Source organism: Streptomyces cyslabdanicus, from assembly GCF_052663305.1.
Genome location: NZ_JBQRUW010000007.1, coordinates 29,485 through 53,148, shown reverse-complemented (window position 1 = coordinate 53,148; position 23,664 = coordinate 29,485). Strand labels below are relative to the sequence as shown.

The following is a 23,664-nucleotide window of genomic DNA, read 5'->3' as shown; positions in this document are numbered from 1 at the left end:
GGACCACGCCGACAGCGGCGGGCCGAGAAGCCCCGCCGGCGGGGCCCGGCCCGATCCGCCGGACCGGCCGGGCCCCGGGCCCGCACCTCTTCGTGAAGGGACGCACCACCCATGGCCACCGCCCTGGAGACGGGTTCGTACGACTCCGTGGACACCGGAACGTACGAGGTGCTGCGCGACCGGCTGACCGCGCAGGCCGCCGAGCTCGCCCGCGGTGCCGAGCGACTCAACGCCCGACGGGCCGAGGAGTTCGGCGCCACGCGCCTGGACCTCACCGGCACCGGCCGGCTGCGCACCGAGCACCCCAGCGTGCCGTGCGACGTCGTGGCCGTCGGCGACCGCCTGCTGTTCGGCTACCACGGCAACCGGACCGAGCGCGAGGTCGGCGACGTCCTCGCGCTGTACGACCGGGACGTGAACCGGCTGCCCGAGGACGCGGTGCCCGGACTCCTCGACGACCCCGCCTTCGTGCGGGAGTTCGGGGCCCTGCACCGCTACTACCGGCAGGCCCGGCTGCTGAGCCTGCGCCGCGTGGAGGGCCGGCTCCTCGCCGTCTTCCGGACCGGCGAGAAGGCCGGCGACATCCGGGTGCTGCGCTGGACGATCACGTCCGACGGCCGGGCCGAGTTCCTGGACGGGCGCGGCGAACGCGACCATGTGCCGCCGCCCTCCCACGACTTCGAGTGGACGGCGACCGGCCGCGAGGACCAAGTGCCGGGCCGCCACCCGCACGTCTCCGTGCGCGGCGAGATCTTCGTGTCCACCGTCGGCGGCCACCTCACCGTCAAGACGGAGGACGACACCGAGACCGGCGAGGGCATCCACAGCGAGCCGGTCGACGAGCCGCTCCAGGCCCTCGCCGACGCCGACATCGCCTACGCGAGCGTGGGCCCGCTGATCCTGCTGCGGATCCGCCCCTACAAGGAACAGGCCCACCGCCACCTCGTCTTCCACACCCTCACCAGGACCGTGGTCCGCCTCGACGGCATCGGGCAGGCCTGCCGCCGCCTGCCCGACGACCAGGGCATCGTGTTCCCCGGGGGCTACTGCCTGGCCACCGGCGCCCGCAAGACCTACGAACTCGACAGCTCAGGGCTTGAGTTCGAGCGCGAGGTGCGTTCTCCCTACGGCGAGGACGTGCTGTACGCCTTCCACGCGCCGGACGGGGGACGCAGCCTGCTGCTGTCGTACAACACCATCCGCGAGGAGGTCGCCACCCCGCTGTCCTGCCACGGCTGGGCGCTGTTCGACGACGGCACGCTGACGGCGCTGCGCACGGACCCCTCGGCCGGGCCCGACGAGCCGGGCCGCGTACACCCCCTCCAGCTGTGGAGCTCCCCCTACGTCTCCGACACCCACGCCGGCGCCACGGGCACCGGGCCCCTCGGGCGGATCGGCAACGCCGACCTCGTACGCGGCATCTCCGACTGCCTGTCCATCGGCCGCGCCGTCGCCGAGACCACGCCGACCGTCGAGGTGTACGAGGCACTGGCCGCCGCCTGCGTCCGCGCCCTCGACACCCACCACTGGCTGGGCGAGGAGGAACTGGGGGACCTGCGCACCCCGCTGGACGCCGTGCGGGCCACCGCCGAGCAGGTGCTGGAGGAGTTCCGCACCGTCCAGACCCTGACCCGGCAGGCCGCCGACGCGCTCGAGGCGGTCGCGGGCCGGCTCGCAGCGGTGGTGCGCCGGCTGCGCGGCGAGGCACCGCGCGGCGCCGCCGCCTGGGTCGGCGGCCTGAGCGAACTGAGGCAGGCCCAGGGCCACCTGCTGACCCTGAAGGAGATGCGGTACGCCGACACCGCCCGCATCGACGAACTCGCCGCCGAGGCGGAGGCTGACCTCGCCACGTTCGGGCAGCGGGCGGTCGCCTTCCTGGCCCGCGAGGACGCCTTCGCCGACCACCACGAGGAGGTCGAACGCCTCGCCGTCGAGGCCGAGTCGATCGGCAGCGTCGCCGAGGCGGCACCGGTCGCCGACCGGCTCGACGACCTCGCCGGCACGCTGCGCACGGTCACCGAGGTCGTCGCCGGCCTCGACATCGGCGACGCCACCGTGCGCACCTCCGTCCTGGAACGCATCGCCGAGGTGCTGGGCGGCGTCAACCGTGCCCGCGCCCTGCTCGACGCCCGCCGCCGTGAACTGCGCGACCAGGAGGGCCGCGCCGAGTTCGCGGCCGAGTTCGCGCTGCTCGGCCAGGCCGTCACCGGCGCGCTCGCGGCCGCGGACGATCCGGACGCCTGCGACGAGCAACTCGCGTCCATGCTGGTGCGGCTGGAGAACCTGGAGTCCCGCTTCGCGGAGTTCGACGACTTCCTCGGCGAGCTGGCCGACAAGCGCACCGAGATCTACGAGGCCTTCTCCGGCCGCAGGCAGGGCCTCCTGGACGCCCGCGCCCGCCGCGCCGAACAACTCGCCGCCTCGGCGGGCCGGGTGCTGGAGACGATCGCCCGGCGCGCGGCCACCCTCGCCGACACCGACGCCGTCAGCACCTTCTTCGCCTCCGACCCGCTGGTCGCCAAGGCCCGCCGCACCGCCGAGGAGCTGCGCGAACTCGGCGACCCGGTACGGGCCGAGGAGTTGGACGGCCGGCTGAAGTCCGCCCGCCAGGAGGCGGCCCGCGCGCTGCGCGACCGTACCGACCTGTACGCCGACGGCGGCCGTACCCTCCGCCTGGGCACCCACCGCTTCGCCGTCACCACCCGGCCGCTCGACGTCACCCTGGTCCCGCACGGCGACGGCCTCGCCTTCGCCCTGTCCGGCACCGACTACCGCGCCCCGGTCACCGACCCGGACTTCGCGGACACCCGCCCGTACTGGGACCGGCGGCTGCCGTCCGAGTCGCCCGAGGTCTACCGCGCCGAACACCTCGCCGCCCGGCTGCTGCGCGAGCACGGCGCGGCCGTCCTGGGGGAGGCCGACCTGCCGGCCCTGGTGCGTCGGGCCGCGGAGGAGGCGTACGACGAGGGCTATGAGCGCGGCGTCCACGACCACGACGCGACGGCGATCCTCACCGCCCTGCTCCCCCTGTACGAGCAGGCCGGCCCGCTGCGCCAGGAACCCGCAGCGCGGGCCGCCGCCCAGCTGTTCTGGGCGCACGGCACCACCGCCGAGGCCCGCACGGCCTGGTCCCGCCGAGCGGCCTCCCTGGCCCGCGCCCGCGCCACCTTCGGCCCGTCCCCCGCCATCGCCGAACTCATCACGGAACTCGCGACGTCCCTGGAAACCTGGCCGCCACCCATCGCCGGTCCCGCCCCTCTGGGCGCGGGCGACCTCGCGCACGCCGCCGCGGTGTATCTGTTCGAGGAGCTGACCAGCGGTCCCGGCGGGTTCGTCATCAGTGCCGCCACCCGCACCCTGCTCGACAAGTTCCGGCGCACCGTGGGCAGTTCCGCCTACGACGAGGACCTGGCCGCGCTCGACGACCTCGCCGCGCGCCGCCAGCTGGCCGGGGCGTGGCTGTCGGCGTACGTCACCTCCACCGGCACCGAGATCACCGCCGGGGACCTGGCCGAGGCGGTGGCCGCCGAGCTGTGCCCGGACCTGCCCCGCTACGAGTCCGAGGTCTCCCCGGTGACCACGGTCGAGGGTTTGCTCGGCGCCCACCCCCGCATCGAGGGCCGCTCCCTGACCCTGCGGATCGACGAGTTCCTGGCCCGCACCGAGCGGTTCGAGACGCGGGAGGCACCCGCCTTCCGCGCCTACCAGCGCCGCCGCACCGCCCTGGTCGACGCCGAGCGTGCCCGGCTGCGCCTGGACGATCACCGTCCGCGCTCCATGGCGGCGTTCGTCCGCAACCGGCTCATCGACGAGGTCTACCTGCCCCTCGTCGGCGACAGCCTCGCCCGCCAGCTCGGCACCGCGGGTGAGACCAAGCGCACCGACACCGGCGGCCTGCTGCTGCTCGTCTCGCCGCCCGGCTACGGCAAGACCACGCTGATGGAGTACGTCGCCGACCGCCTCGGCCTGATGCTGGTCAAGATCAGCGGCCCGGCGCTCGGCCACGACGTCACCTCGCTGGACCCCGCCGAGGCCCCGAACGCCACCGCCCGCCAGGAGATCGAGAAGATCAACTTCGCGCTGGCGGCGGGCAACAACACCCTGCTGCTCCTGGACGACATCCAGCACACGTCCCCGGAACTGCTGCAGAAGTTCATCCCGCTGTGCGACGCCACCCGCCGCGTCGAGGGCGTCTGGAACGGCGAGGCGCGCACCTACGACCTGCGCGGCAAGCGGTTCGCGGTGTGCATGACCGGCAACCCGTACACCGAGTCGGGCGAGCGCTTCCGCGTCCCCGACATGCTCGCCAACCGCGCCGACGTCTGGAACCTCGGCGACGTCCTGACCGGCAAGGAGGACGTCTTCGCGCTCAGCTTCCTGGAGAACGCGCTCACCGCGAACCCGGCGCTGGCGCCGCTGGCCGGCCGCGACCGCGGCGACCTCGACCTCTTCCTCCGGCTCGCGGGCCACGACCCCGCGGCCCGCGCCGACCGGCTCGTGCACCCCTACGCGCCGGCCGAGGTGGAGCAGATCGTGTCCGTGCTGCGCCATCTGCTCAGCGCGCGCGAGACGGTCCTCGCGGTCAACGCCGCCTACATCGCCTCCGCCGCCCAGTCCGACGCGACGCGCACCGAGCCGCCGTTCCGGCTCCAGGGCTCCTACCGCACCATGAACAAGATCGCCCAGCGGCTGCGGCCCGTCATGAACGACGCCGAACTGTCCGCCGTCCTCGACGACCACTTCACCGCCGAGGCGCAGACCCTCACCACGGGAGCCGAGGCCAACCTGCTGAAACTGGCCGAACTGCGCGGCACCCTGACCGCGCAACGCGCCACTCGCTGGGCCGAGCTGAAGGCGGCCCACGCTCGTGCCCAGGCCCTCGGCGACCCGGCCGGGGACCCCCTCACACGCGCGACCGCGGCCCTGGCCCTGCTGGCCGACCGGATGGGTGCCATCGAGGCCGCCCTCCTCGGCCGTACCACCTCCCGGGCCCGGCACGCGGCCGAGCACGCAAAGGAGGAGTGACGACGATGGAGACGATGACGGCGGTCACCGCGGCGATGGCGGTGATGACGCCCTTCCTGGTGCCGCTCAGCACCGCCACGCTGATCGTGGCGGCCAGCACGACCGTCCTGGTCCGCCGCGACCGCCGCCGGGCCCACGCCTACCGGTGCCCGTCGCCGGCCGAGGAGGAGTGAACGGCTCTCGGCCGGTGCGCCGGATCAGCGGCGCGAGTTGCCGAACAGGAGGCGGTAGCCGATGAGCAGCACGAGCGAGCCGCCGATGGCCGCACCCCAGGTGTAGAGGTCGAAGAAGTTGTTCTCCACGGGCCGGTCGAAGAACCGGGCGGAGAGCCAGCCGCCCACGAACGCGCCCGCGATGCCGATGAGAGTGGTGCCGATGATGCCGCCGGGGTCCCGCCCCGGCAGCAGGATCTTGGCGATGGCCCCGGCTAGCAGTCCGAGGATGATCCAGCCGATGATGCCCATGTCGTCTGACCTCCAGGAGTGTGGGTTGCCGGATCGCATGGTTCCGGACGCCTGCTATGGCCAGGACGCGAGGTAGGGCACCCTTGGTTGCCTGGCAGGTCCGCATCCAGCCACATACTTTCATTGTTGCGCAACCTCGGAACTGCCGAGGAGGTCAGGCGCGTTGACCCCCATGGACACGGGGGACCGGAAAAGCTGCGGAGGAGTTCGATGAGTGTGCCCTTGGCCAAGGGCGGCAATGTCTCGCTGAGCAAGCAGGCTCCCGGCCTGACGGCGGTCACGGTCGGGCTGGGCTGGCAGGCGGGTACCGGATACGAGCTGGACGCCAGCGCGCTGTTGTGCGACGCGTCCGGAAAAGTGCTGTCCGACCGGCACTTCGTTTTTTTCAACAACCTGAGCAGCCCCGACGGTTCGGTCCGTCACAGCGGTGGCGGCGGCCCCGTCGTCGGCGACGACCAGCGGATCGACGTCGACTTGACGCGCGTGCCCGCCGAGGTCGCCAAGGTCGTCTTCCCGGTCTCGCTCTACGAGGGAGCCGCCCGCGGGCAGACCTTCGGCCAGGTGCGGCGCGCCCACATCCGCGTGCTCGACCAGGACAGCGGCGCCGAGCTGGCCCGGTACGACCTGGCGGCCGACGGACTGGCCGGTGAGACGGCGCTGGTGTTCGGCGAGCTGTACCGGCACGGCGCGGAGTGGAAGTTCCGGGCGGTCGGCCAGGGGTACGCCTCGGGCCTCGCCGGCATCGCCACCGACTACGGCGTGGACGTCCTGAAGGAGACCGCCGCCCCGGACCCGGACCCGGGCCCGGTCCCGTCCGACCCGTCCCTGGGCGCGGGAGCGTACGGCCCGACCCCACCGGCCCCTGTGCCGCCTGTGCCGCCCGCGCCCGCCGTCACGGTGACACCGACACCGACCCTGGTGTCCCCCCAGCCGCCGACCGTCGCCGTACCACCGCACCCCACGAGGAGTCCCGACATGACCTGCTTCTTCGACCCCGGCCACGGCCCCGGCACGACGAGCGTCAGCTGGTACCCGCAGTGGGGCGTGCCCCGGCCGGTCCAGGCGTGCGCCGCGTGCGCGCAGCGGGTCCAGACCACCGCGCCGCCGTTCTACACCCCGCCCCAGCCGCCGAGCCCGGGGTACCCCCAGGCCCAGCAGGGCTATCCGCAACAGGGTTATCCCCAGCAGGGGTACCCGCAGCAGGGCTACCCGGCTCCCCAGGGCGACCAGCAGCAGGGCGGCCGCCGCTTCGGCACCGGCGCGCTCATCGGCGCAGGCGCGGCCGGCCTGGTCGGCGGGGCCCTCCTCAACGAGGCGTTCGACGACGACGAGCCGGACGTGGTGATCAACAACTACTACGAGGAGTGAGCGGCTCCCGCGGGGCCCGGGAGCACGGCGGAGAGGGTGGGACATGACCGGTACCCGGTCGCGGCGGCGCTGGCTGGCGGTGGTGGCGCTGGCCGCCGTCTGCTACGTCGCCGTGCGCGCGGTCGGCGGGCTGCCCGCCGGTTCCACTCCCCGGCCCGCACCGTCGGTCTCCGCCTCGGCCCCGCCCACCGGCCCGGCACACCCCTCCGCGACGGCGACCGCGGGACCGTACGACCCGGCCGACCACGCCGCCCAGGTGCGCCGGCGGGCCGGTCAGGCGGGCGTCGGCGCCCAGCTGCTGATGGCGATCCTCTACAACGAGTCGTACAAACCCCACGAGCCCGACCTCGAACGGGCCTGGCAGAAGTACAAGCCGGACGCCGCCTTCGGTATCGCCAACATGCACCGGGCGACCTTCGACGCCACCAAGAAGGACCGTGACTTCGCGAACCGCTCCTGGAACGAGCTGCCCGACGACCGCGACCTCGCCATCGAGGCCGCGGCCTGGTACCTGCACGACCTCGCGGCCGTGCTGCCCGCCCACTGGACGGCCCCGTACAGCAGGGACGACCTGCTGGCCCTCGGCTACAACACCGGGCCGGGCAACATGCTCGCCTTCGCCCGCGGGGCCACCCCCGGCAGCCAGGCCCAGTCCTACCTCGACAAGCTGCACGAGAACTGGGCCCAGGCCGGCCGGGCGGTCCGCCCCTGAGCCGGTCGCGGCGCTAGAGCCGGGCCCGCGCCGCAGCCCGGCCCGAGCGTGCCGTCGGGCGGGCCCGCTTCGCGGTCCGTGCGACGAGCAGTGGGCCCAGGGGCCCGGCGCTCAGCCGTTCCACCAGCGGCGGGGCGAAACGGCGTGCGGTCAGTACGACGACCAGGGTGACGACGGTCCCCACCAGCGCGCCGACGCCGACGTCATGCGGGTAGTGGGCGCCGACGTAGACGCGCGAGGCCCCCATCGCCACGGCTGCGAGCAGGGCGACGGAGCCCAGCCACCGGTTGATGACGAGCAGGGCCACCGCGAACGCGAAGGCGACCGTGGTGTGGTTGCTGGGGAAGGCGTAGTCGTCGACCGGGGGACACGCCTCGATGAGGAAGTCGTGCGGGAGGGCCCGGCAGGGGCGCGGCTCCTCGAAGACGTTCTTGATCCCGCTGTTGACGACGTACGACAGGACCACGGCGAACGGCGTGGCCAGTACGGCGGCCATGACCGTGTTGTCCTGGCGCCGGGCGCGCCACCAGGCCATCAGCAGGAAGAGCGCGAACAGGCCCATGCCGAGGTCGGAGAAGAGCGCGGCGGGCTCGTTCAGCCAGTGCGTGTCCCGAGCGAAGTTGGTGACGTCGGTGTAGAGGCCGCCGTCGATGGCCGCGCCGTCGAGCCCCGTGGCGGGCGGGGAGGAAGTCGTCATCAGGTGGATCTCCGGGCCATGGGTCCACGTGCGTGAGCGCTCCGGGGAACGCGTGTGAACACACGCGGACACAGATGTGGAACCCTCGTGAAGCCGGGCCGTCCGAGGGATGAACGTCTACAGATTGGTAGACGGTAGCAGGAGGGGAACGGGTTGCTTCAGGCGCCGTCGTCTTGCTCCCGGGCCGCCCACGGCCTCTCGAAGGCGGGCGGTCGTGGCCAAGGGGGCCCTGAGGGTCCGCCGCCCTCCACCCCGGCCCGCGCGGCAGCGCCACGACCAGGCGATCCGCGGGGAGCGCGCCGGCGGCGGCTCATACGGTCGCCGGCCGACCGGGCGCTTGCGCAGGGGCGGACCCGCCACGGGGGGTGCGAACGAGTCCGCCCCTGCATGATGCCGCCCGCGTACCTCCCCCCGGAGAGCAGGCGGCCTGACCCCGCCCGGGGTCACTAGATACAGCGCGCCGCGAGCGCGGACTGTCACGGGTGCCGGTGCACTGACACGAGGTCAACACAACTGTGCAGTAAGGGACTCGATGCGGTCACGAGATGCGCCACCACCCGCACTCCACGCGTTCACGCCCCGGGCTGCCCGTTCTTCTTCCCGGCCGGGTCGCCGTTCGACTGACCGTTCTTCTCGCCGGGGCCGCCTCCGCCGCCGGGGCCACTCGTGTTGCCGGGGTCACTGGCCGCGCCCGAGTCACTCGCGTTGCCGGAGCCGCTGCCCTTGCTCGTGTTGCCCGCGTTGCCTGGGTTGCCCGCGTTGCTCGTGTTGCCCGCCTCGGTCCGCGACAGCTGGTCGGCGCAGTAGGCGTCGACGTTGTCCTCGCCTCCGGCGGCCTCGATGAACCGCTTCCAGGCCGTCGACTCCAGCGCCTTGCCCCTGCCCTTCACCGACGCGTACGCGCGGCAGTGGGCCTGGATGTCCTTGGCCGTGGGCGGGCGGTCCCGGGTGGCGGAGGGGGCGGGCGTCGGGGAGGCGGGCTGGGGCGGTGCGGCGTCGGCGGGTGCCGTGGTCGCCGAGGGCGACGGGTCGGGCGACGGGGCCCGGGGAGCGGTGGGCGACGGATGCGGCCGCACCCGACCGTGGTCCCCCGCCTCCCCGCCGGTTCTCGGTGAGCCGATCGCCGCGATCGCCACGCCGCTGAACGTCAGGGCGGCGAACAGGACGGCGACGGCAGCCCGCACCGAGCGGCGCCCCAGGACGCGCCGCGGCCGCCAGTCGTCCCGCCGCCGCGCTCGTGCCTGACGGTGGACGCCTTCCTCCCGGGCGGCCCGGAAAGCGGCCACGGCCCGCTCCTCGGCCGAGGCGTCGAGGGCCTCGGCGCGCAGGGTGCGGCGGAGCACGGGTTCCAGCGCGGTGGCGCGGATGTCGTCATCGGCACCGGGCCCGCGGCCGCCCGTGCCGGCGCGCCGGCGGTCTACGCCCCCGGCGTCGCTGTGTCGGTCGCCCATACCCGTGTCCATCCCATGCGGTTGCTACTCGTTCGCTCTACGGATCCGACGCCCTCGCTGCTCATTCCGACTGCCTCAGCGTATGGAGGCTCTTTCCCGTCACACCCGGCCGCGCGCGGACCGGTGGACGGGACGGGGCAGGGCGCGCTCAGGGACGGGCGCGCGGCTCACGCGCCGTCGATCTGCCTTCGGGCTGTCGTCGGGCTGTCGTCGCGCCGCCTTCAGGCGTCGAGGCCGTCGATGCTGTCGATGCCGTCCAGGAGCAGGGTGAGTCCTCCCAGGAACTCCTGGTCGGCGCCGACGTTCCGGGCGTGCCGGGCGGTCTCCGTCATGTGCGGGAACTCGGCGGGCGGCAGCTCGGTGATGGCCACGGTGCCCGGACCGGACAGGGCCCCGAGGTGTTCGAGCTGGATGGCGCCGATGACGTAACTGAGCAGGCCCCGCAGGGCGACGACCCGCCGTTCGCCCTCGACGCCCGCCTCGGTGAGGACGGCGAGCACGGCCTCCGACCAGCGCAGCACTCCGAGCGAGTGGTGCCGGTGGGTGATGGTGAGCGGGACGATCGCCGGATGGGCCGCCACGGCGTCGCGCAGGCGCCGCACCATGACCACGATCCGCTCGCGCCACGGCATGCCGGGGTCCGGCGGCTCGACGTCCACGCCGGCGAGTACGAGCTCGACGACGAGCCGTTCCAGTTCCTCGCGGTCGTCCACGTACCGGTAGAGCCCCATGGTGCTCATGCCGAGTTCCTTGGCGACGGCGCGCATCGACAGTCCGGTGGGCCCGTCCCGGTCGATGACGGCCAGGGCGGCGGCGGCCGGCTGGTCCTGCGTGAGGGAACGTGGGCGTGGCATGGCGGTTGACAGCGTACGGCATACGCCTACGCTGGTAAGCGTACGTCGTACGCTTACGGAGGGGAGCCCGTCGTGCGCATGTCCCGCAGTCAGGTGAGGCCCGGTTCCACCGTCCACGACCGGCAGCTCACCGCCGTCTCCGGCGACCGGGTCGCCGTCCCCGATCCCGACCGGCTGATCCACCTCCAGTTCCGGCGGTTCGCCGGCTGCCCGGTCTGCAACCTGCACCTGCGCTCGGTGGTGCGGTGGCACGGGGAGATCGAGGCCGCCGGTGTCCGCGAGGTCGTGGTCTTCCACTCGCCCGCCGGCGAACTGCTGCCCCACACCGCCGATCTCCCGTTCGCCGTCGTGGCCGACCCGGCCAGGCGGCTGTACGCGGAGTTCGGCGTGGAACGCTCGCCCCGCGCCCTGCTCGACCCGCGGGCCTGGTGGCCGATCCTCCGGGCGGTCCTGAGCGGCCTGCGGGAGGTCGCCCGCGGGCGGGAGCACCTTCCGTCCGCCAGCCCGCACGGCGGACGGACCGGCCTGCCCGCCGACTTTCTCGTCGCACCCGACGGCAGGGTCCTCGCCGCCAAGTACGGTGAGCATGTCTATGACCAGTGGTCGGTCGACGAACTGCTGCAACTGGCGGCCGCGCACGTGACGAAGACGGCGAAGACGGCGAAGACGGCGACGACAACAGAGGCGACGGAGGACGACTCCCGGTGATACTTCCCGGCCCCCTGCGCGTGATCAATGAGGGACTGGCGTTCCTCCTGGAGGTACTGGCCCTGGCTGTCCTCGCCTGGTGGGGCTGGCGGAGCGCGGACCACACGGCCGCGCGTCTCCTCCTCACCGTCGCCGCTCCCGCGGCGGCGGCCGTCGTGTGGGGCCTGTTCGCCGCCCCGAAGGCCCGGGTGGCACTGCCCGTGCTGGGCGTCCTGGCCGTGAAGGCGCTGGTGTTCGGCGCCGCGGTGGCCGCCCTGTACGCCGTCGGCCGGCACCGGTGGGCCGCCGTCTTCGCCGTCGTGGTCGCGGTCAACACCGTCCTGGCCACCCTGGACCGGAACGCTCTGATGCACCGTGGATCCTGACCCGCCGCCCACGTCCGGGAAACGCGCCGCCGACCGTGCAGGGTGACGTGTAGATCGCCGCGGCCACTTACTCTTGCGCGCCATGTACTTTGCATTGCAGAGTGGATGGGGCCGGGTGACCGACCGGCGGCCCGGTGCTGTTCGAGGCGCGACCACAAGGGGGACATCGTGGGAATGGGAACACCGTCGCTGAGCGGCGCGGGAGCCGAACCGAGGGCGCGCGCGGCCGGCCTGCTGGCCGCGACGGAAGGCCTGCGGGCCCGTGCCCGCGCGCAGATGAACGGCTCGTGGGTCTCCCTCGTCGGCTTCGGCCTTCTCGCGCTGGCAGCGGCTCCGATGGCCCGGTACGCCTTCAACTTCGGAGCCCACGGCCGGTACGTCGGCTCCTATCCGGCCTTCGCCTACGCCGAGTTGACCGGCCTGTGCGTCGTCCATGAACCGGGAACCCCCTGTCTGAGGGGCGAGTTCGACGGCGCCGTCCTGCGCTTCACCGCCTGGGGCGTGTGGTTCGTGCTCATCCCCCTGGCCTGGTTCGTCTTCGCCCGCTGGTACCGCCTGCGCGGCGAGGCCCGCGGCATCGTCCCCCGCCGGGGCGTGTGGGTCGGCACGACCGCCGTCGCCACCGTGGTGATCACGGGCGCCCTGACGGCCCTGCTCTTCGCCAGGTACCAGCCCTGGCAGGTCGACCTGCTGGAGAACAGCTACGCCTCCCCCTGGTACCTGGTCGGCATCGGACTGCTCGCCCTCGGGATGGCCGAACGCAGCTGGATCGCCGCGGCCGCCGGCATCGCTCACGCCCTGCTGCTCACGGCCTACCTCGGCGCCTCCTGGGGCACCGGATGGCTGCCCTGGCGGCTTCCCGCCCACCCCGGCTGGAGCGACGGACCGCAGGCGAAGGCGCTCCTGCTCGCCGCCGTCCTGCTGCTCGCCGGCCTGGTCGACTGGGCGGTGGCTCGCCCTCGCGTCACGGCCGGCTCCGCCGACGCCGGTACGGTTGCCTCATGAGTGTCGGGGACTCGACCACTGCGTGGGCCGAACAGGAGGGACTCCATCCGACCCAGTCGCTGGACGACACCGTGCACCAGCGTGTGCGGCTCGGCATCCTCGCCATCGCCAAGGAGGCCAACCGTGTCGAGTTCGGCTTCCTGAAGAAGCAACTCGCCGTCACCGACGGAAATCTCTCCCGGCACCTGAGGGTGCTGGAGGAGTCCGAGCTGATCATCCTGGAGAAGGGCTACGCCGGCCGGCGCCCCCGCACCTGGATCGCCCTCACCCGAGCGGGCGCACAGGCACTGGACGCCGAACTCCGCGCCCTGCGCGCCCTGGTCCTGCGCCTGGAGGCCCCGCTGCCCGCCCCCGGCCCGCCGGACAGCCCGGAGGCCCCCCGCCCCGCCCCCGGCCCGCCCGACACCTGACCCGGGCTACGTGTTTCCAGGGGGCTCGGACGCATCCCCGACGGCGGCGGCCGGCGCGGTCACGGCCACCTGACCGACGCGCCACCGGATCCCGGGCAACCGAATCCGCCGAAACGGTGGTCTGGAGGGCGAGGGAGGGTGCTTGATGCAGGCCAAACAGGAGGCCGAGTTCCAGGAGTTCGTCAGAGCGCGGTGGTCCCATCTCGTGCGGACCGCGTATCTGCTCACCGGCGATGTGCACCATGCCGAGGACCTGACACAGACGGCGCTGGCCAAGGCGTACCGCTCATGGCGGCGCGTCTCGCGCAGCGCCAGTCCGGAGGCGTACGTCCGGCGGATCCTGGTCAACTGCAACAGTGACCGGTTCCGCAAACGGCGGGTCAGGGAGGCGCTGACCGCGACGCCGCCGGACGCGGCCGGGCGCGACGAGGCCGTCACACGGGCCGACGAGCGCAGCGCCCTGCTCGCGGCGCTGGCCGGGCTGCCGCCGAAGCAGCGGGCGGTGATCGTCATGCGCTACTGGGAGGACCTGCCCGAGGCCGAGGTCGCCGAGATCCTCGGGTGCTCACCCGGCACGGTCAAGAGCCAGGCGTCCAAGGCGCTGGCGAAGTTGCGTACACATCCGGGGCTCACACAGGTCGTGGACGAACCTGTCCGCAGCCGAGTGCCGTCCGGGCAGAGAGGCAGCAAGTGAACGAGGAGCAGAACCAGCAGGAGGCAGTAGCCGGCGAGGACTTCGAGGAGCAGCTGCGCGAACTGCTCGCCGAGGACGCGAACACGATCCGGCCCGCGCCGGCCCCGTATCCGGTGATCCGCCGCCGGGGCACGGTCGAACGGCGGCGCCGGGTGGCGGCCGGGGCCGCGCTGGTGACCCTGGCGGCGGTGCCCGTGGGGGCGTACGCGCTGGCCGGCGGCGACGCGGGCGGGAACACGGTGGCATCGAAACCGTCGGTCAGCGCCACGCCGCGGACGTCGCCGGCACCGTCTCCGTCGCCGGAACCCGCGCGGCCGGCCACGGAGGGCCAGCTCCTCGACGGAATCACCTTCGGGCAGGCCGCCGACGGGCTGAAGAAGTGCCTCGCCTACGACCAGCCGCTCACAAGCCCCTCGTCCGACTTCCGTCCGGACCTGGGCGTGGCGGAGGAGTACCGGATCATCCTGGCGATGAACAGCACCGGCGACTCCAACGCGCCCGGCGACGGCATTTTCGTCGTCGCGGTGAAGGAGCAGCCGAAGCCGACCCGGCTGATCTGCAACCTGAAGAACGGTGAGGCCTCCGGCCTCAACACCAGCATGGGCTACGACGATTCGTCGGACGCCGTCCCGGTGCGGGCGGACGACAACGGCGGCAAGCTCTACCAGCAGAGCATCCTCGACCACGGCAACTGGAAGCTGCCGTTCCGATGGGGCGTCATCGGCACCGTCGAGCCGTCGGTGGCCCGGGTGACCGTCTCCTACGGCGGCGCCACCAGCCAGGCCGTCCTGGACCACGGCTGGTTCGTCGCCTCCGGCGTCCTGGACCGGCAGGTCACCGCGGCCCCGCGGATCAGGGGCTACGACGCCGACAGCAAGCTCGTCTACGACTCCGACAAGGACAAGTACTACGAGAAGCAGGTGCCGTAGCCACCACCCGCCCGGGGGCGCCACACAGGGGATGGCGCCCCCGGGCACCGGGCTCCCCCTCCGCTCTCCCGTCCGCGCTCCAGCAGTCGTAGCGGTGCGCGTGGTAGGTGCTGCGCGAGTCCGGGTCGCTGAAGAAGAAGTAGAGCTTTCGAGGGCCGCACCCGCGGCGTCCAGGAACGCCGGCACATTCGGCCGCTGCTCAGCCCGCCGCGGCGATCTCGGGCGTGGGGTGTCGGTCGGTTCGGTACCCGGCTCGCGCTCGTGGTCGCCGGTGTCGTGCTCCTCGCCGGTGCGGGTGCGGTGGCCGGGCACATCGGCCGCTCGGCACGGCCGAGCGCCTGAGGGGGCCCACGGAGCCCGCGCGAAAATCCGTTTGGCGGACCACGGCGGCCACTGCTACGTTTCCGGAGGCCGTGCGAGAGAACGAGGAGGTGGTACCCGTGAACACAGTATCGACATGGGTGCTCTCCTCCGGGGTCACGGTCGGGCGATAGGTCGTCCGGGAGCGCCGTTCAAGAGCCCTCCCGAAAGGCACGACCATGCACTTCACTTCTGAACAGCGCCTCGACGACGGCGTCCTCGAACGCGAGTTCACCCTCGGCGAGATCCCCGGCACCCTGTGGACGCCTGAATCCGCCGAACCGGCCCCGCTGATCCTGATGGCCCACAACAACGGCCTGCCCAAGCGGGAGCCCCGGCTGGTGGCCCGGGCCCGGCACTACGCGGCGTACGGCTACGCGGTGGCCGCCATCGACGCCCCCGGGTGCGGTGACCGGCCCCGTTCCGCCGCCGACGAGCAGGCCCGCGTCGACCTCCGCCGGGCGATGCGGGCCGGCGAGCCGGTCGACGAGATCTTCGAGTCCTTCATCGGCCCGCTGGTCGAAAACGCGGTCCCGGAATGGCGGACCACCCTGGACGCCCTCCTTGCGCTGCCCGAGATCGGCGGCGGCCCGGTCGGGTACTCGGGGTGGACCGCCGTCGGCATTCGGCTGGCGGTCCTCGAGCCGCGCATCGCGGCCGCCGGTTTCTTCGCCGGCGGTTACGTGCCCCGCGCCCAGCGCGAGGAGGCCCGGCAGGTCACCGTTCCACTGCTGTTCCTGCTGCAGTGGGACGACGAAGGGAACCCCCGACAGCGGGCCCTGGACCTGTTCGACGCCTTCGGCACCAAGGAGAAGACGCTGCACGCCAATCTCGGCGGGCACACCGGCACCCCGTGGTTCGAGTTGGAGGACGGGGCCCGGTTCTTCGACCGACACCTGAAGTGAGGCCGGGCCGCCAGGCCGGCAGCAGACCGCGGGCCCCCGCCAACTCGGATCCCGTCGGTTGATTCCGCCCCGCTGGACTTGGTCCGGCGGGGCGGCGCGCCGCGAAGGGTGGCACGCGCGTGCGAGCAAGCTGCAGAAGGGGCGTCGCGACTGCTCAGGCGGGCCCGTCCGGGCTCCGGGAGAAGGCCGTGTCGCCGGCCATGGCCACGATCGCGTCCTTGACGAGCAGCACGCGCGGCGGGTAGCTCTGCGCTTTGTCCCCGGGGTCGTCCAGCGCGGAGGTGCGCCAGACCTCCGCTCCGGTGCGACTGTCCAGTGCCAGCAGACGGCCGAAGCGGTTGGAGAAATAGACCCGCTTGTACGTCCCCGACACCGCGGGCACGGACAGGCTCTCCACGTCCGTGACCTGCTGCCAGAGTTGTTTGCCGCTGTCCGCCGACACCGCGGTGACCGACCCGTCGGACCGGACGAAGTAGACGACGCCGTTCGCAAGGGTGGCCGCGCCGGTCAGCGGGTGTGCCAGTGGTATCCGTCTGACCTGCCCGGTTTCCGGGGCCACCCGCAGCAGCGCGGTGTACGGTCGTTCGTACCCGGCTTCGTACACGTCCTTCGCGGTCTGGGGAGCGAGGAACAGCGGCTGCCCGCCGACGGCGCCGAGCGCCTCCGCCTTCTTGGGCAGTGTGGCGCTCTCGGTCAGGCTGCCGGGTCCGAGCTTCATCAGATCGACCGGGGCCTGGCCGGGCTCGGTGCCCTCCGAACACAGGGCGTAGGGGACGCCTCCCAGCGCCGACGGAGTGCAGTACTCGTCGAGCGAAGGCGCCCGCCACAGTTCCTTGCCGGACGGTCCGTAGGCCACGAACCACGAGGAGTCGGGAGACAGGGTCAGCAGTCCGCCGTCGTACAGGACCGCCTTCTCGGCCCGGTTGATGTCGCGTTGCCACCGCCGGTGCCCGGTACCGGCGTCGAGAGCCACCACCCGCCTGGTCTCGTCGCCCGGTTCCTCGTACATGTAGACCAGCCCGTCGCGAACGCCGATCGGCTCCACCCCCTGAGGCCGGGTGCCGGTCCGCCACAGGGTGCGGCCGGAGGCCGCGTCGATTCTGGCGGCCGTGAATCCCGTACCGCCGCAGAACAGGGCGCTTCCCTCCGCCACACATCCGGGGCTGCCGTAGTCGAGAGGAACACCCTTCACGTCGTACCGCAGCTTCGTCCGCCACGGCCGCCAGCCGTCGGGCAGTGAGGCGGCACGGGCCGTGGCGGTGGCGTCGGTGGCGGCGGTGGTGTCCGGGGCGGACACGAAGACACCCACCCCGACGCACAGCCCCGTGACGGCCAGCGCCGCGCCGAGGCCGGTGAGCAGCATCCGTGCGCGTCGGCGCTCGCCGGTGCTGGTGCTGGTGCTGGTGCTGGTGCCGGTCGCGGCACCCGCGGAGATGGTGGCCGCGCTTCGCGAAGTGGGGCGACGCCAGGGTTGCGCGGACTGCCCGGTCTCAGGGAACCCGGTGGCATCGGATTCCGGCAGCGCCTGGAGCATGCGGTGGATGTCCGTCAGGTCCGGCCGTGCGGCCGGGTCCTTGTCCAGGCAGCGCTCGACGATGCCCAGCAGCGCTTCGGGCACCCCGCCCAGGTCCGGGGTCCCGTGCACCACCTGATAGCCGGTGATGTACGGGCTGTCGGCGTCGAACGGTCCCGTGCCGACGGCCGCGAACACCAGCAGTGACCCCAGCGAGAACACGTCCGAGGCCGGGGTGACGTCTCGGGGAGAGGACAGCTGTTCCGGCGACATGAAGGGCGGAGTGCCGATCATCCGTCCGGTCGCGGTGAGGTTCTGGTTGTCGGAAGCGCGCGATATGCCGAAGTCGATGACGCGCGGCCCGTCATCGGTCATCAGGACGTTGCCCGGTTTGAGGTCCCGGTGCACCAGGCCCACCCGGTGGATGTCGCGCAGCGCCTCGGTGAGCCCCAGCCCCAGCGCGCGCAGTTCCCGCTGGTTCAGCGGGCCGTCGTTCTTGACGACTTCGGCAAGGTTGAGCCCCGGCACGTAGAGCGTCGCCATCCACGGCCGGTCGGCGTCCGGGTCGGCATCCACGACAGGCGCGGTGAAGGCGCCGCTCACTCTGCGCGCTGCCACGATCTCCTGCCGGAAGCGCGTCCGGAACTCCTCCTCCTGGGCATACGGTCCGTGCACGAGCTTGACCGCGACCTGCCGTCCCGAGGCGGAGACTCCCAGAAAGACGACTCCCATGCCGCCCGCCCCGAGCCGACCGAGAAGGGTGTACCCGCCTATGAACTCCGGGTCCCCGCTGTTCAGGGGCGTCATCGCCGATCATCCTTCCCAGCGCCTGCCTGCCTCACGGGGATCAGACTAGGGCCTGCCCCTCCGGAAACGGAGCCGCGCCCATCACGCATCGGTTTCCCCGTGCCCCGAGCCGTGCGCTGGGTCATCCGTCCAGATGAGGCCCCAACTCCTGCAAGTACGGCACTGTCACTCGAATGGCGCAGCATGACGTGCCACCCACATGAGTGAAAGTCAGGCTGACTAGTGCCCCAACCGAGGCAACCGTGAAAGGGGAACCACATGCGCATTCGACGAATCCTCGTCGCTGCCATCGCCACGGCAGGCCTCGCCGGACTCGGCCTCGCAGGCGCCGCCACCGCCACCGCCGCCGCACAGGGTGCCCCCTCCTACGTCACCCCTTCCGAGTGCAAGCAGGGCGGCGGAACGCCCGATCTGGCAGACAACCTCTGCAAGGGCGGTACGCACAACGGGGAGAAGATCGACTAACCCCCACAAGGCGCCCCGCAGCCACGCGCCGCGGGGCGCTCCCGCGGCGCGTGGCCGGGAGAATCGCAGGGACTGTGCCGACCCGTCGGGCACCCTCGGCTCCCACGCGTTGCCCCATTCCCCATTCCCTGAAATCGAGGCGACACTTTCGGCCCCAGATTGAGAGGATGCCCGGCGGCACGACGTCGGTGGCCTCTGACGGGACGAAAGGGCAGGACATGGCCGAGCTCTACCCTCCGATCGAGCCGTACGACCAGGGAATGCTCGATGTCGGCGACGGCCACCTCGTGTACTGGGAGACCTGCGGCAACCCGGACGGCAAGCCGGCCGTGATGGTGCACGGCGGTCCGGGCCAGGGATGCGTGCCGAACATGCGCCGGATGTTTGATCCGGAGCGATACCGGGCCGTCCTGTTCGACCAGCGCGGATGCGGGCGCAGCACGCCGCACGCGAGTGATCCCGGCACGGACCTGCGGCACAACACCACCGAACACCTGGTCGCCGACATGGAACTGCTACGCGAACACCTTGGCGTTGACCGCTGGTTGCTGACGGGCGGCTCCTGGGGCACCACACTCGCTCTCGTCTACGCCGAGCGCCACCCCCATCGCGTATCGGAGATCATGCTGAGCGCCATCAGCACCACGCGGCGCTCGGAGATCGACTGGCTCTACCGAGACGTGCGGCGCTTCTTTCCCGAGGAGTGGGAACAGTTCAGGGCGAGCGCCGGAACCGACCGCGACGGCGACATCGTCGGGGCGTATGCACGCCTGCTGGGGGACCCCGACCCGCGGGTGCGGTACCCGGCGGCGAACGCCTGGCGCACCTGGGAGGATGTGGTGCTCTCCCTCGAGGCGAAGGCCGTACCGGCCGTCTACGACGGTCGGCCGGACGACGATCTGCTGGCGTTCGTCCGGCTCACGGCGCACTATTACGCGCACGCCGGCTGGCTGGAGGAGAACGCCGTGATCCGCGACGCAGGTCGCCTCGCCGGCATCCCGGGCGTGCTCATCCACGGCCGGCGCCCGGTGGACACCGCGTGGGAACTTGCTCGTGCCTGGCCCGGAGCCGAACTCCTGGTTGACGACCACTCAGGCCATCTGGGCAGCGACATCAAGCGCACCTGGATGCTGAACGCGCTCGACCGGTTCGCCACGCGGTGAAGGGGCCAGGTCGCAGGTGAACGGCCCCTGACCAGGCGAATCGGTCAGGGGCCGTTGCGTTGCGCCGTGCCCGCTCGACACCGCCGTTCCCCGCGGGTCCCGTGCGATCGGGCACGCGTGGTGACCGGCCTCCCGGACGGCTTCCGGTGCTACGGCATCCGGCACACCGGACACACTCTGTCGACCGTTCGGGCGCCACCCGCACCGCAAGGAGGAGCCACCGGAGAGCTGGTGGCGTGTGACCGCGGAGGTTGTCGAGTCCACGCAGGCCTCTGTATCGTCTTTCGATAACATCGATAATCGATAGGGGTGGGTGTCGTCATGTCGAAGGTCCGCAATCCTCTGGAGCCGATATCGACGGCGGTCACGGGCGTCCTGACGCTGCTCGCGGCGCTGACGGGCATGGGACTGCTCGCTTCGCTGTTCGCCGACAACGTGCACGTTCTCGGCATCGGCGAGAAGTCCATTTGTGCCACGGATACCAACACGAGGATCGGCGACGATGCGCAGCCGAGCCCGGACTTCGCACCCGCACCGGGGGCCAGGTTCACCGTGGACGCCCACCCGGAGTACTGCACGGAAGCCCCCAGTACGGTGCAGAGCCTGCTCAACACCGCAACCCAGCTGGCTCCCTTCATCTTCGTCGTCGGAGCACTCCTGCTCGCCCTCCGGGTGATCCGAAGCGCAGCGCGCGACGGCCTCTACACCACACAGACCGCGGAGCGGCTGCGCCGGCTGGGTTGGTGGATACTGGCAGGCAGTGTGCTCACCTCGATTGCTACTTCTATGGCCGAGAAGGCTCTCATCGCCACCCTGAGACTCGACAGCGACATCAGTGCCGTCCCCGCCGGACTGCTGTCGTGGGACGTTCCCTTCCTGGCGATCCTCACCGGCCTCGGCGTTCTCTCCTTCGCCCGGATCATGCGCGTCGGCATCACCATGCGCGAGGACCTCGATGGGACGGTCTGATGCCTGAGGAGAAGCAGGAGCACGCGATCGAGGTCCATCTCGACCGGCTGCTCGAGGAGCGGGGGATGACCTTGACGGAACTTGCCAACCGGGTCGGAGTCACCCACGTGAATCTGTCGATCCTCAAGAACGGCAGGGCAAGGGCCGTGCGGTTCACCACCTTGAGCCGCATCTGCGAGGTACTGGAGTGCCAGCCGGGCGATCTCCTCAGCTACCGCCCGCGCTGAGCTGCGTAATGGCGCGGTTGTGGTGCGCGCACCCACATACCGGTCGTCGAACTGGTCGCGGCCCGCGGCGTACGAGACCGCGGCGACGAGGTGGCAGTCGCGGCCGCGCTCGCACCGCCGGAGCTGCCCGCTGGTGTCGGGCGGCTCCGCGGGAGAGGCGGAGCCGGTCCGGTTCACATCGGCTGCGTGCGTCGGGTCAGTCGGCCGCGGGGCGGCTCGTCGTCCAGGAACGGAGCTTGTCGGGGTTGAGCACGGCCCAGATCCTGGTGATCCGACCATCCCGGATGTCGAACGACAGCACGGTCACAATGACGCCGTCGACCTGGACCGCCAGACCCGGACAGCCGTTCACCGTGCGCTCCAGAATCGTCAACCCGGCTGCCGCCCGCGCCCGGTGGACGTAGAAGCGAGCGATCGCCTCGGCTCCTTCGACCGGGCGGAGCTCGGCCCTGACGCGCCCGCCGCCGTCGCCTGTGGCCGTGGCCTCGGGCGCCAGTACACCGAGCAGGGCGTCGATGTCCTGGGCCTGCCAGGCCTGCTTGAAGGCCCTGACGACGTCGGCGCGACGTGTTGTCCGGGGCTCTGGTGGCCGCGCGGCACGTACGCGCCGACGGGCGGAGGAAGCCAACTGGCGGCAGGCTTCCTGCGAGCGGCCGACGATCTCGGCGATGTCCGCGAAGGGGTAGCAGAAGACGTCGTGCAGGACGAACGCGACCCGCTCGGCCGGGGTCATCGCGTCGAGCACGACGAGGAACGCCATGGTGACCGATTCGTCGAGGGCGACCCGGTCCGCGAGATCAGGGACGTCGGCCTCGGTACCGCGCCCGCTGAACCAGCGTGCGTTTCCCGGCAGCGGTTCCGGGAGCCAGGCCCCCACGTAGCGCTCGCGCCGGGCCCGTGCCGAGCCGAGCAGGTCCAGGCAGATACGGCTGACGACGGTCGTCAGCCAACCGCCGGGGGAGTCGATGCCGCTGCGCTCCTGCGGGGACAGCGCGTACCACCGGGTGTACACCTCCTGGACCACGTCCTCGGCCTCCGACAGGGAGCCGAGCAGGCGGTAGCCGAGGCTGAGCAGCTGGCGCCGCTTGCTCATGATCGTGGCCAGTTCGGGATCGTTCTCCCATAAGGAGGCGCCGGAAGAAGCGAACGGGTCGGTCGCGTCGGTCGGGTGGGTCACGGTCTCGTCAGTCTCCTGGGTCCGGCCTCTGTGGGACGTTCGCCTCACATCTTGCCGGGCTGCGTCGTCCTCATGGATGAACACCCACGCCCGCTCGACAGCACCGGGCATCACCGCAAGAAGGGCACTTCTCATGGCATCTGTGAATGTTGCGATTGTGTATTACAGCCAGACGGGGACGGTGTATTCGCTGGCTCGGGCTGTTGCCGAGGGGGCGGAGAAGGCGGGTGCGCAGGTTCGTGTGTTGAAGGTGGCGGAGACGGCGCCGGTGGAGGCGGTGGAGGGGAAGCCGGCGTGGGCGCAGCATCTGCGGGAGACCGCGGATGTGGCGGAGGTGGGTCTGGATGATCTGGAGTGGGCGGACGCGGTGCTGTTCGGGACGCCGACCCGGTTCGGAAACCCGGCCAGTCAGCTGAGGGCGTTCATCGACACGACGGGTCCGCTGTGGTTTCCGGGCAAGCTTGCCGGCAAGGTCTACTCGGCGTTCACCGCCTCGAACACCGCGCACGGCGGCCAGGAATCCACGATCCTCGCCCTGTCGAACACGTTCTACCACTGGGGCGGCATCATCGTCCCGCCCGGCTACACCGACCCCGTCCAGTTCAAGTCGGGCAATCCGTACGGCACTTCACACGTGGTCGGCGAAGGCGCGCCCAGCGAGACCACCCTCCAGGCCGCCGCCCACCAGGGCCGCCGCGTCACCGAAACAGCAACAGCCCTCAAAGCGGGCCGCGCCAACTGACCCGAGGGTCTCCAAGTCGGGCGTCACAACCGGATCTTGGAGGCCCTCGTCCGGTCCACAGACCCAGAGGCCCGACGTTCTGGCCCAGCGCTCGAATGAACTCGTCCACACGTTGACTGAACGGAGTCCACCGCCATGCCGGACACAACCTCGACCAACCTCGGCCCTCGTGAGGTCTTGGCCCGCTACCAGCGAGCGATGCTCGACAAGTCCGCGGACGATCTGGCCGATCTGTACGCGGTCGACGCCGTGCACGAGTTTCCTTTCCTCTTTCCTGGCATGCCTGAGCGCTACCAGGGACGCGAAGAGGTCCGCGCGGGCTATCGAGCGGCCTGGGACGCAAGCCCGGCGCAACCGCAGGAGATCCGCGAAGTCGTCGTGCATGAGAACACCGACCCGGAGGTGATCGTCGTCGAGCAGGTCGTCTCCGGGACCATGACCACGACCGGCCGGCCCTTCAGCTTCCCGGGCCTCCTCGTGATCCGGGTCCGCAACAGCCGGATCGTGCATGTCCGCGACTACATGGATGGGCTCGGCGTGGCTCACGCGATGGACCGACTGACCGCCGTGGCCGCAAGCCTCAGCGGCCGCTCCTGAGCCTCGCCGACATCGCCACGTGGGTGCGGGCGGGAGGACCCGGGCTTGCCGATCTGC

Annotated in this window: 22 protein-coding genes and 1 pseudogene; 17 read left to right on the top strand and 6 right to left on the bottom strand. The window is 71.8% G+C overall.

All coding sequences use genetic code 11. The annotated features are described in order from the left end of the window. Positions 1 to 111: 111 nt before the first annotated feature. Together ACTYVM_RS04570 and ACTYVM_RS04565 are read left to right on the top strand one after the other, a co-directional pair. A complete protein-coding gene (locus ACTYVM_RS04570; RefSeq protein WP_445524658.1) occupies positions 112 to 5,025 on the top strand; it encodes a DNA repair ATPase in 4,914 nt (1,637 codons plus the stop codon). Positions 5,026 to 5,030: 5 nt separating this feature from the next. Further along, positions 5,031 to 5,198 (top strand): hypothetical protein, encoded by a 168-nt coding sequence (locus tag ACTYVM_RS04565; protein WP_445524657.1) that lies wholly within the window; start codon positions 5,031 to 5,033, stop codon positions 5,196 to 5,198. Between the two features lie 24 nt (positions 5,199 to 5,222). On the opposite strand, the gene ACTYVM_RS04560 is transcribed toward ACTYVM_RS04565, so the two are convergent. Further along, the gene (locus ACTYVM_RS04560; protein WP_400030255.1) at positions 5,223 to 5,489 is read right to left on the bottom strand and encodes a GlsB/YeaQ/YmgE family stress response membrane protein; all 267 of its coding nucleotides are present in this window, start codon (positions 5,487 to 5,489) and stop codon (positions 5,223 to 5,225) included. A gap of 210 nt (positions 5,490 to 5,699) precedes the next feature. Between ACTYVM_RS04560 and ACTYVM_RS04555 the strand changes: the two are divergent. Both ACTYVM_RS04555 and ACTYVM_RS04550 read left to right on the top strand, forming a co-directional pair. Continuing rightward, positions 5,700 to 6,257, top strand: a pseudogene (locus tag ACTYVM_RS04555) (TerD family protein); the annotation flags it as partial. A 643-nt stretch (positions 6,258 to 6,900) separates the two neighbouring features. Continuing rightward, positions 6,901 to 7,569, top strand: coding sequence for a transglycosylase SLT domain-containing protein (locus ACTYVM_RS04550; protein ID WP_445524656.1), 669 nt, complete (start codon positions 6,901 to 6,903; stop codon positions 7,567 to 7,569). Between the two features lie 13 nt (positions 7,570 to 7,582). Here the strand turns inward: ACTYVM_RS04550 and ACTYVM_RS04545 are convergent, their stop codons facing one another. The 3 genes from ACTYVM_RS04545 to ACTYVM_RS04535 form a co-directional block, all read right to left on the bottom strand. Next, a complete protein-coding gene (locus tag ACTYVM_RS04545; RefSeq protein ID WP_445524655.1) occupies positions 7,583 to 8,266 on the bottom strand; it encodes a phosphatase PAP2 family protein in 684 nt (227 codons plus the stop codon). A gap of 572 nt (positions 8,267 to 8,838) precedes the next feature. Next, a complete protein-coding gene (locus ACTYVM_RS04540) occupies positions 8,839 to 9,717 on the bottom strand; it encodes a hypothetical protein (protein WP_445524654.1) in 879 nt (292 codons plus the stop codon). Between the two features lie 221 nt (positions 9,718 to 9,938). Then, positions 9,939 to 10,571 (bottom strand): TetR/AcrR family transcriptional regulator, encoded by a 633-nt coding sequence (locus ACTYVM_RS04535; protein ID WP_445524653.1) that lies wholly within the window; start codon positions 10,569 to 10,571, stop codon positions 9,939 to 9,941. A gap of 78 nt (positions 10,572 to 10,649) precedes the next feature. On the opposite strand from ACTYVM_RS04535, the gene ACTYVM_RS04530 reads away from it, so the two are divergent. The 7 genes from ACTYVM_RS04530 to ACTYVM_RS04500 all read left to right on the top strand — a co-directional run bounded on the left by ACTYVM_RS04530 (position 10,650) and on the right by ACTYVM_RS04500 (position 15,947). Beyond that, the gene (locus ACTYVM_RS04530; protein ID WP_445524652.1) at positions 10,650 to 11,279 is read left to right on the top strand and encodes a peroxiredoxin-like family protein; all 630 of its coding nucleotides are present in this window, start codon (positions 10,650 to 10,652) and stop codon (positions 11,277 to 11,279) included. Then, positions 11,276 to 11,644, top strand: coding sequence for a YrdB family protein (locus ACTYVM_RS04525; protein ID WP_445524651.1), 369 nt, complete (start codon positions 11,276 to 11,278; stop codon positions 11,642 to 11,644). Before ACTYVM_RS04530 ends, ACTYVM_RS04525 begins: the two co-directional genes overlap by 4 nt. Positions 11,645 to 11,818: 174 nt before the next feature. Continuing rightward, a complete protein-coding gene (locus ACTYVM_RS04520) occupies positions 11,819 to 12,649 on the top strand; it encodes a hypothetical protein (RefSeq protein ID WP_445524885.1) in 831 nt (276 codons plus the stop codon). Further along, positions 12,646 to 13,059 carry a transcriptional regulator gene (locus ACTYVM_RS04515; protein WP_445524650.1) on the top strand — a complete coding sequence of 138 codons (414 nt, stop codon included), beginning with the start codon at positions 12,646 to 12,648 and terminating at the stop codon, positions 13,057 to 13,059. The genes ACTYVM_RS04520 and ACTYVM_RS04515 overlap by 4 nt, the downstream gene beginning before the upstream one ends. Before the next feature lie 145 nt (positions 13,060 to 13,204). Beyond that, the gene (locus tag ACTYVM_RS04510) at positions 13,205 to 13,753 is read left to right on the top strand and encodes a SigE family RNA polymerase sigma factor (protein ID WP_445524649.1); all 549 of its coding nucleotides are present in this window, start codon (positions 13,205 to 13,207) and stop codon (positions 13,751 to 13,753) included. Continuing rightward, positions 13,750 to 14,682 carry a hypothetical protein gene (locus ACTYVM_RS04505; RefSeq protein ID WP_445524648.1) on the top strand — a complete coding sequence of 311 codons (933 nt, stop codon included), beginning with the start codon at positions 13,750 to 13,752 and terminating at the stop codon, positions 14,680 to 14,682. Before ACTYVM_RS04510 ends, ACTYVM_RS04505 begins: the two co-directional genes overlap by 4 nt. A gap of 539 nt (positions 14,683 to 15,221) precedes the next feature. Then, on the top strand, positions 15,222 to 15,947 hold the full coding sequence (locus ACTYVM_RS04500; protein ID WP_445524647.1) for a dienelactone hydrolase family protein: 726 nt from the start codon (positions 15,222 to 15,224) through the stop codon (positions 15,945 to 15,947). A 154-nt stretch (positions 15,948 to 16,101) separates the two neighbouring features. Here ACTYVM_RS04500 and ACTYVM_RS04495 read toward each other — a convergent pair whose 3' ends face one another. Then, positions 16,102 to 18,267, bottom strand: a complete 2,166-nt coding sequence (locus ACTYVM_RS04495) for a serine/threonine-protein kinase (protein WP_445524646.1) — start codon at positions 18,265 to 18,267, stop codon at positions 16,102 to 16,104. Positions 18,268 to 18,525: 258 nt separating this feature from the next. On the opposite strand from ACTYVM_RS04495, the gene ACTYVM_RS04490 reads away from it, so the two are divergent. The 4 genes from ACTYVM_RS04490 (at position 18,526) to ACTYVM_RS04475 (ending at position 21,091) form a co-directional block, all read left to right on the top strand. After that, positions 18,526 to 18,732: a hypothetical protein gene (locus ACTYVM_RS04490; protein ID WP_445524645.1), complete on the top strand. Its 207-nt coding sequence runs from the start codon at positions 18,526 to 18,528 to the stop codon at positions 18,730 to 18,732. A gap of 218 nt (positions 18,733 to 18,950) precedes the next feature. Beyond that, positions 18,951 to 19,895, top strand: coding sequence for a prolyl aminopeptidase (gene pip, locus ACTYVM_RS04485; protein ID WP_445524644.1), 945 nt, complete (start codon positions 18,951 to 18,953; stop codon positions 19,893 to 19,895). Positions 19,896 to 20,216: 321 nt separating this feature from the next. Continuing rightward, the gene (locus ACTYVM_RS04480; RefSeq protein ID WP_445524643.1) at positions 20,217 to 20,864 is read left to right on the top strand and encodes a DUF2975 domain-containing protein; all 648 of its coding nucleotides are present in this window, start codon (positions 20,217 to 20,219) and stop codon (positions 20,862 to 20,864) included. Then, positions 20,864 to 21,091, top strand: a complete 228-nt coding sequence (locus ACTYVM_RS04475; protein WP_445524642.1) for a helix-turn-helix domain-containing protein — start codon at positions 20,864 to 20,866, stop codon at positions 21,089 to 21,091. Before ACTYVM_RS04480 ends, ACTYVM_RS04475 begins: the two co-directional genes overlap by 1 nt. 196 nt (positions 21,092 to 21,287) lie before the next feature. Here the strand turns inward: ACTYVM_RS04475 and sigJ are convergent, their stop codons facing one another. Continuing rightward, positions 21,288 to 22,184 carry an RNA polymerase sigma factor SigJ gene (gene sigJ / locus ACTYVM_RS04470; RefSeq protein ID WP_445524884.1) on the bottom strand — a complete coding sequence of 299 codons (897 nt, stop codon included), beginning with the start codon at positions 22,182 to 22,184 and terminating at the stop codon, positions 21,288 to 21,290. Positions 22,185 to 22,401: 217 nt separating this feature from the next. Between sigJ and wrbA the strand changes: the two genes are divergently transcribed. Further along, positions 22,402 to 23,010: an NAD(P)H:quinone oxidoreductase gene (gene wrbA, locus ACTYVM_RS04465; protein ID WP_445524641.1), complete on the top strand. Its 609-nt coding sequence runs from the start codon at positions 22,402 to 22,404 to the stop codon at positions 23,008 to 23,010. 135 nt (positions 23,011 to 23,145) lie between these two features. Next, positions 23,146 to 23,607, top strand: a complete 462-nt coding sequence (locus ACTYVM_RS04460) for a nuclear transport factor 2 family protein (protein ID WP_445524640.1) — start codon at positions 23,146 to 23,148, stop codon at positions 23,605 to 23,607. The last annotated feature ends 57 nt before the right edge of the window (positions 23,608 to 23,664 follow it).

Coding starts and splice junctions, on each gene's coding strand:
- ACTYVM_RS04570 (WP_445524658.1), top strand. CDS start 112: ATGGCCACCGCCCTGGAGACGGGTTCGTACGACTCCGTGGACACCGGA.
- ACTYVM_RS04565 (WP_445524657.1), top strand. CDS start 5,031: ATGGAGACGATGACGGCGGTCACCGCGGCGATGGCGGTGATGACGCCC.
- ACTYVM_RS04560 (WP_400030255.1), bottom strand. CDS start 5,489: ATGGGCATCATCGGCTGGATCATCCTCGGACTGCTAGCCGGGGCCATC.
- ACTYVM_RS04550 (WP_445524656.1), top strand. CDS start 6,901: ATGACCGGTACCCGGTCGCGGCGGCGCTGGCTGGCGGTGGTGGCGCTG.
- ACTYVM_RS04545 (WP_445524655.1), bottom strand. CDS start 8,266: ATGACGACTTCCTCCCCGCCCGCCACGGGGCTCGACGGCGCGGCCATC.
- ACTYVM_RS04540 (WP_445524654.1), bottom strand. CDS start 9,717: ATGGGCGACCGACACAGCGACGCCGGGGGCGTAGACCGCCGGCGCGCC.
- ACTYVM_RS04535 (WP_445524653.1), bottom strand. CDS start 10,571: ATGCCACGCCCACGTTCCCTCACGCAGGACCAGCCGGCCGCCGCCGCC.
- ACTYVM_RS04530 (WP_445524652.1), top strand. CDS start 10,650: ATGTCCCGCAGTCAGGTGAGGCCCGGTTCCACCGTCCACGACCGGCAG.
- ACTYVM_RS04520 (WP_445524885.1), top strand. CDS start 11,819: ATGGGAACACCGTCGCTGAGCGGCGCGGGAGCCGAACCGAGGGCGCGC.
- ACTYVM_RS04515 (WP_445524650.1), top strand. CDS start 12,646: ATGAGTGTCGGGGACTCGACCACTGCGTGGGCCGAACAGGAGGGACTC.
- ACTYVM_RS04510 (WP_445524649.1), top strand. CDS start 13,205: ATGCAGGCCAAACAGGAGGCCGAGTTCCAGGAGTTCGTCAGAGCGCGG.
- ACTYVM_RS04500 (WP_445524647.1), top strand. CDS start 15,222: ATGCACTTCACTTCTGAACAGCGCCTCGACGACGGCGTCCTCGAACGC.
- ACTYVM_RS04495 (WP_445524646.1), bottom strand. CDS start 18,267: ATGACGCCCCTGAACAGCGGGGACCCGGAGTTCATAGGCGGGTACACC.
- ACTYVM_RS04490 (WP_445524645.1), top strand. CDS start 18,526: ATGCGCATTCGACGAATCCTCGTCGCTGCCATCGCCACGGCAGGCCTC.
- pip (WP_445524644.1), top strand. CDS start 18,951: ATGGCCGAGCTCTACCCTCCGATCGAGCCGTACGACCAGGGAATGCTC.
- ACTYVM_RS04480 (WP_445524643.1), top strand. CDS start 20,217: ATGTCGAAGGTCCGCAATCCTCTGGAGCCGATATCGACGGCGGTCACG.
- ACTYVM_RS04475 (WP_445524642.1), top strand. CDS start 20,864: ATGCCTGAGGAGAAGCAGGAGCACGCGATCGAGGTCCATCTCGACCGG.
- sigJ (WP_445524884.1), bottom strand. CDS start 22,184: ATGAGCAAGCGGCGCCAGCTGCTCAGCCTCGGCTACCGCCTGCTCGGC.
- wrbA (WP_445524641.1), top strand. CDS start 22,402: ATGGCATCTGTGAATGTTGCGATTGTGTATTACAGCCAGACGGGGACG.
- ACTYVM_RS04460 (WP_445524640.1), top strand. CDS start 23,146: ATGCCGGACACAACCTCGACCAACCTCGGCCCTCGTGAGGTCTTGGCC.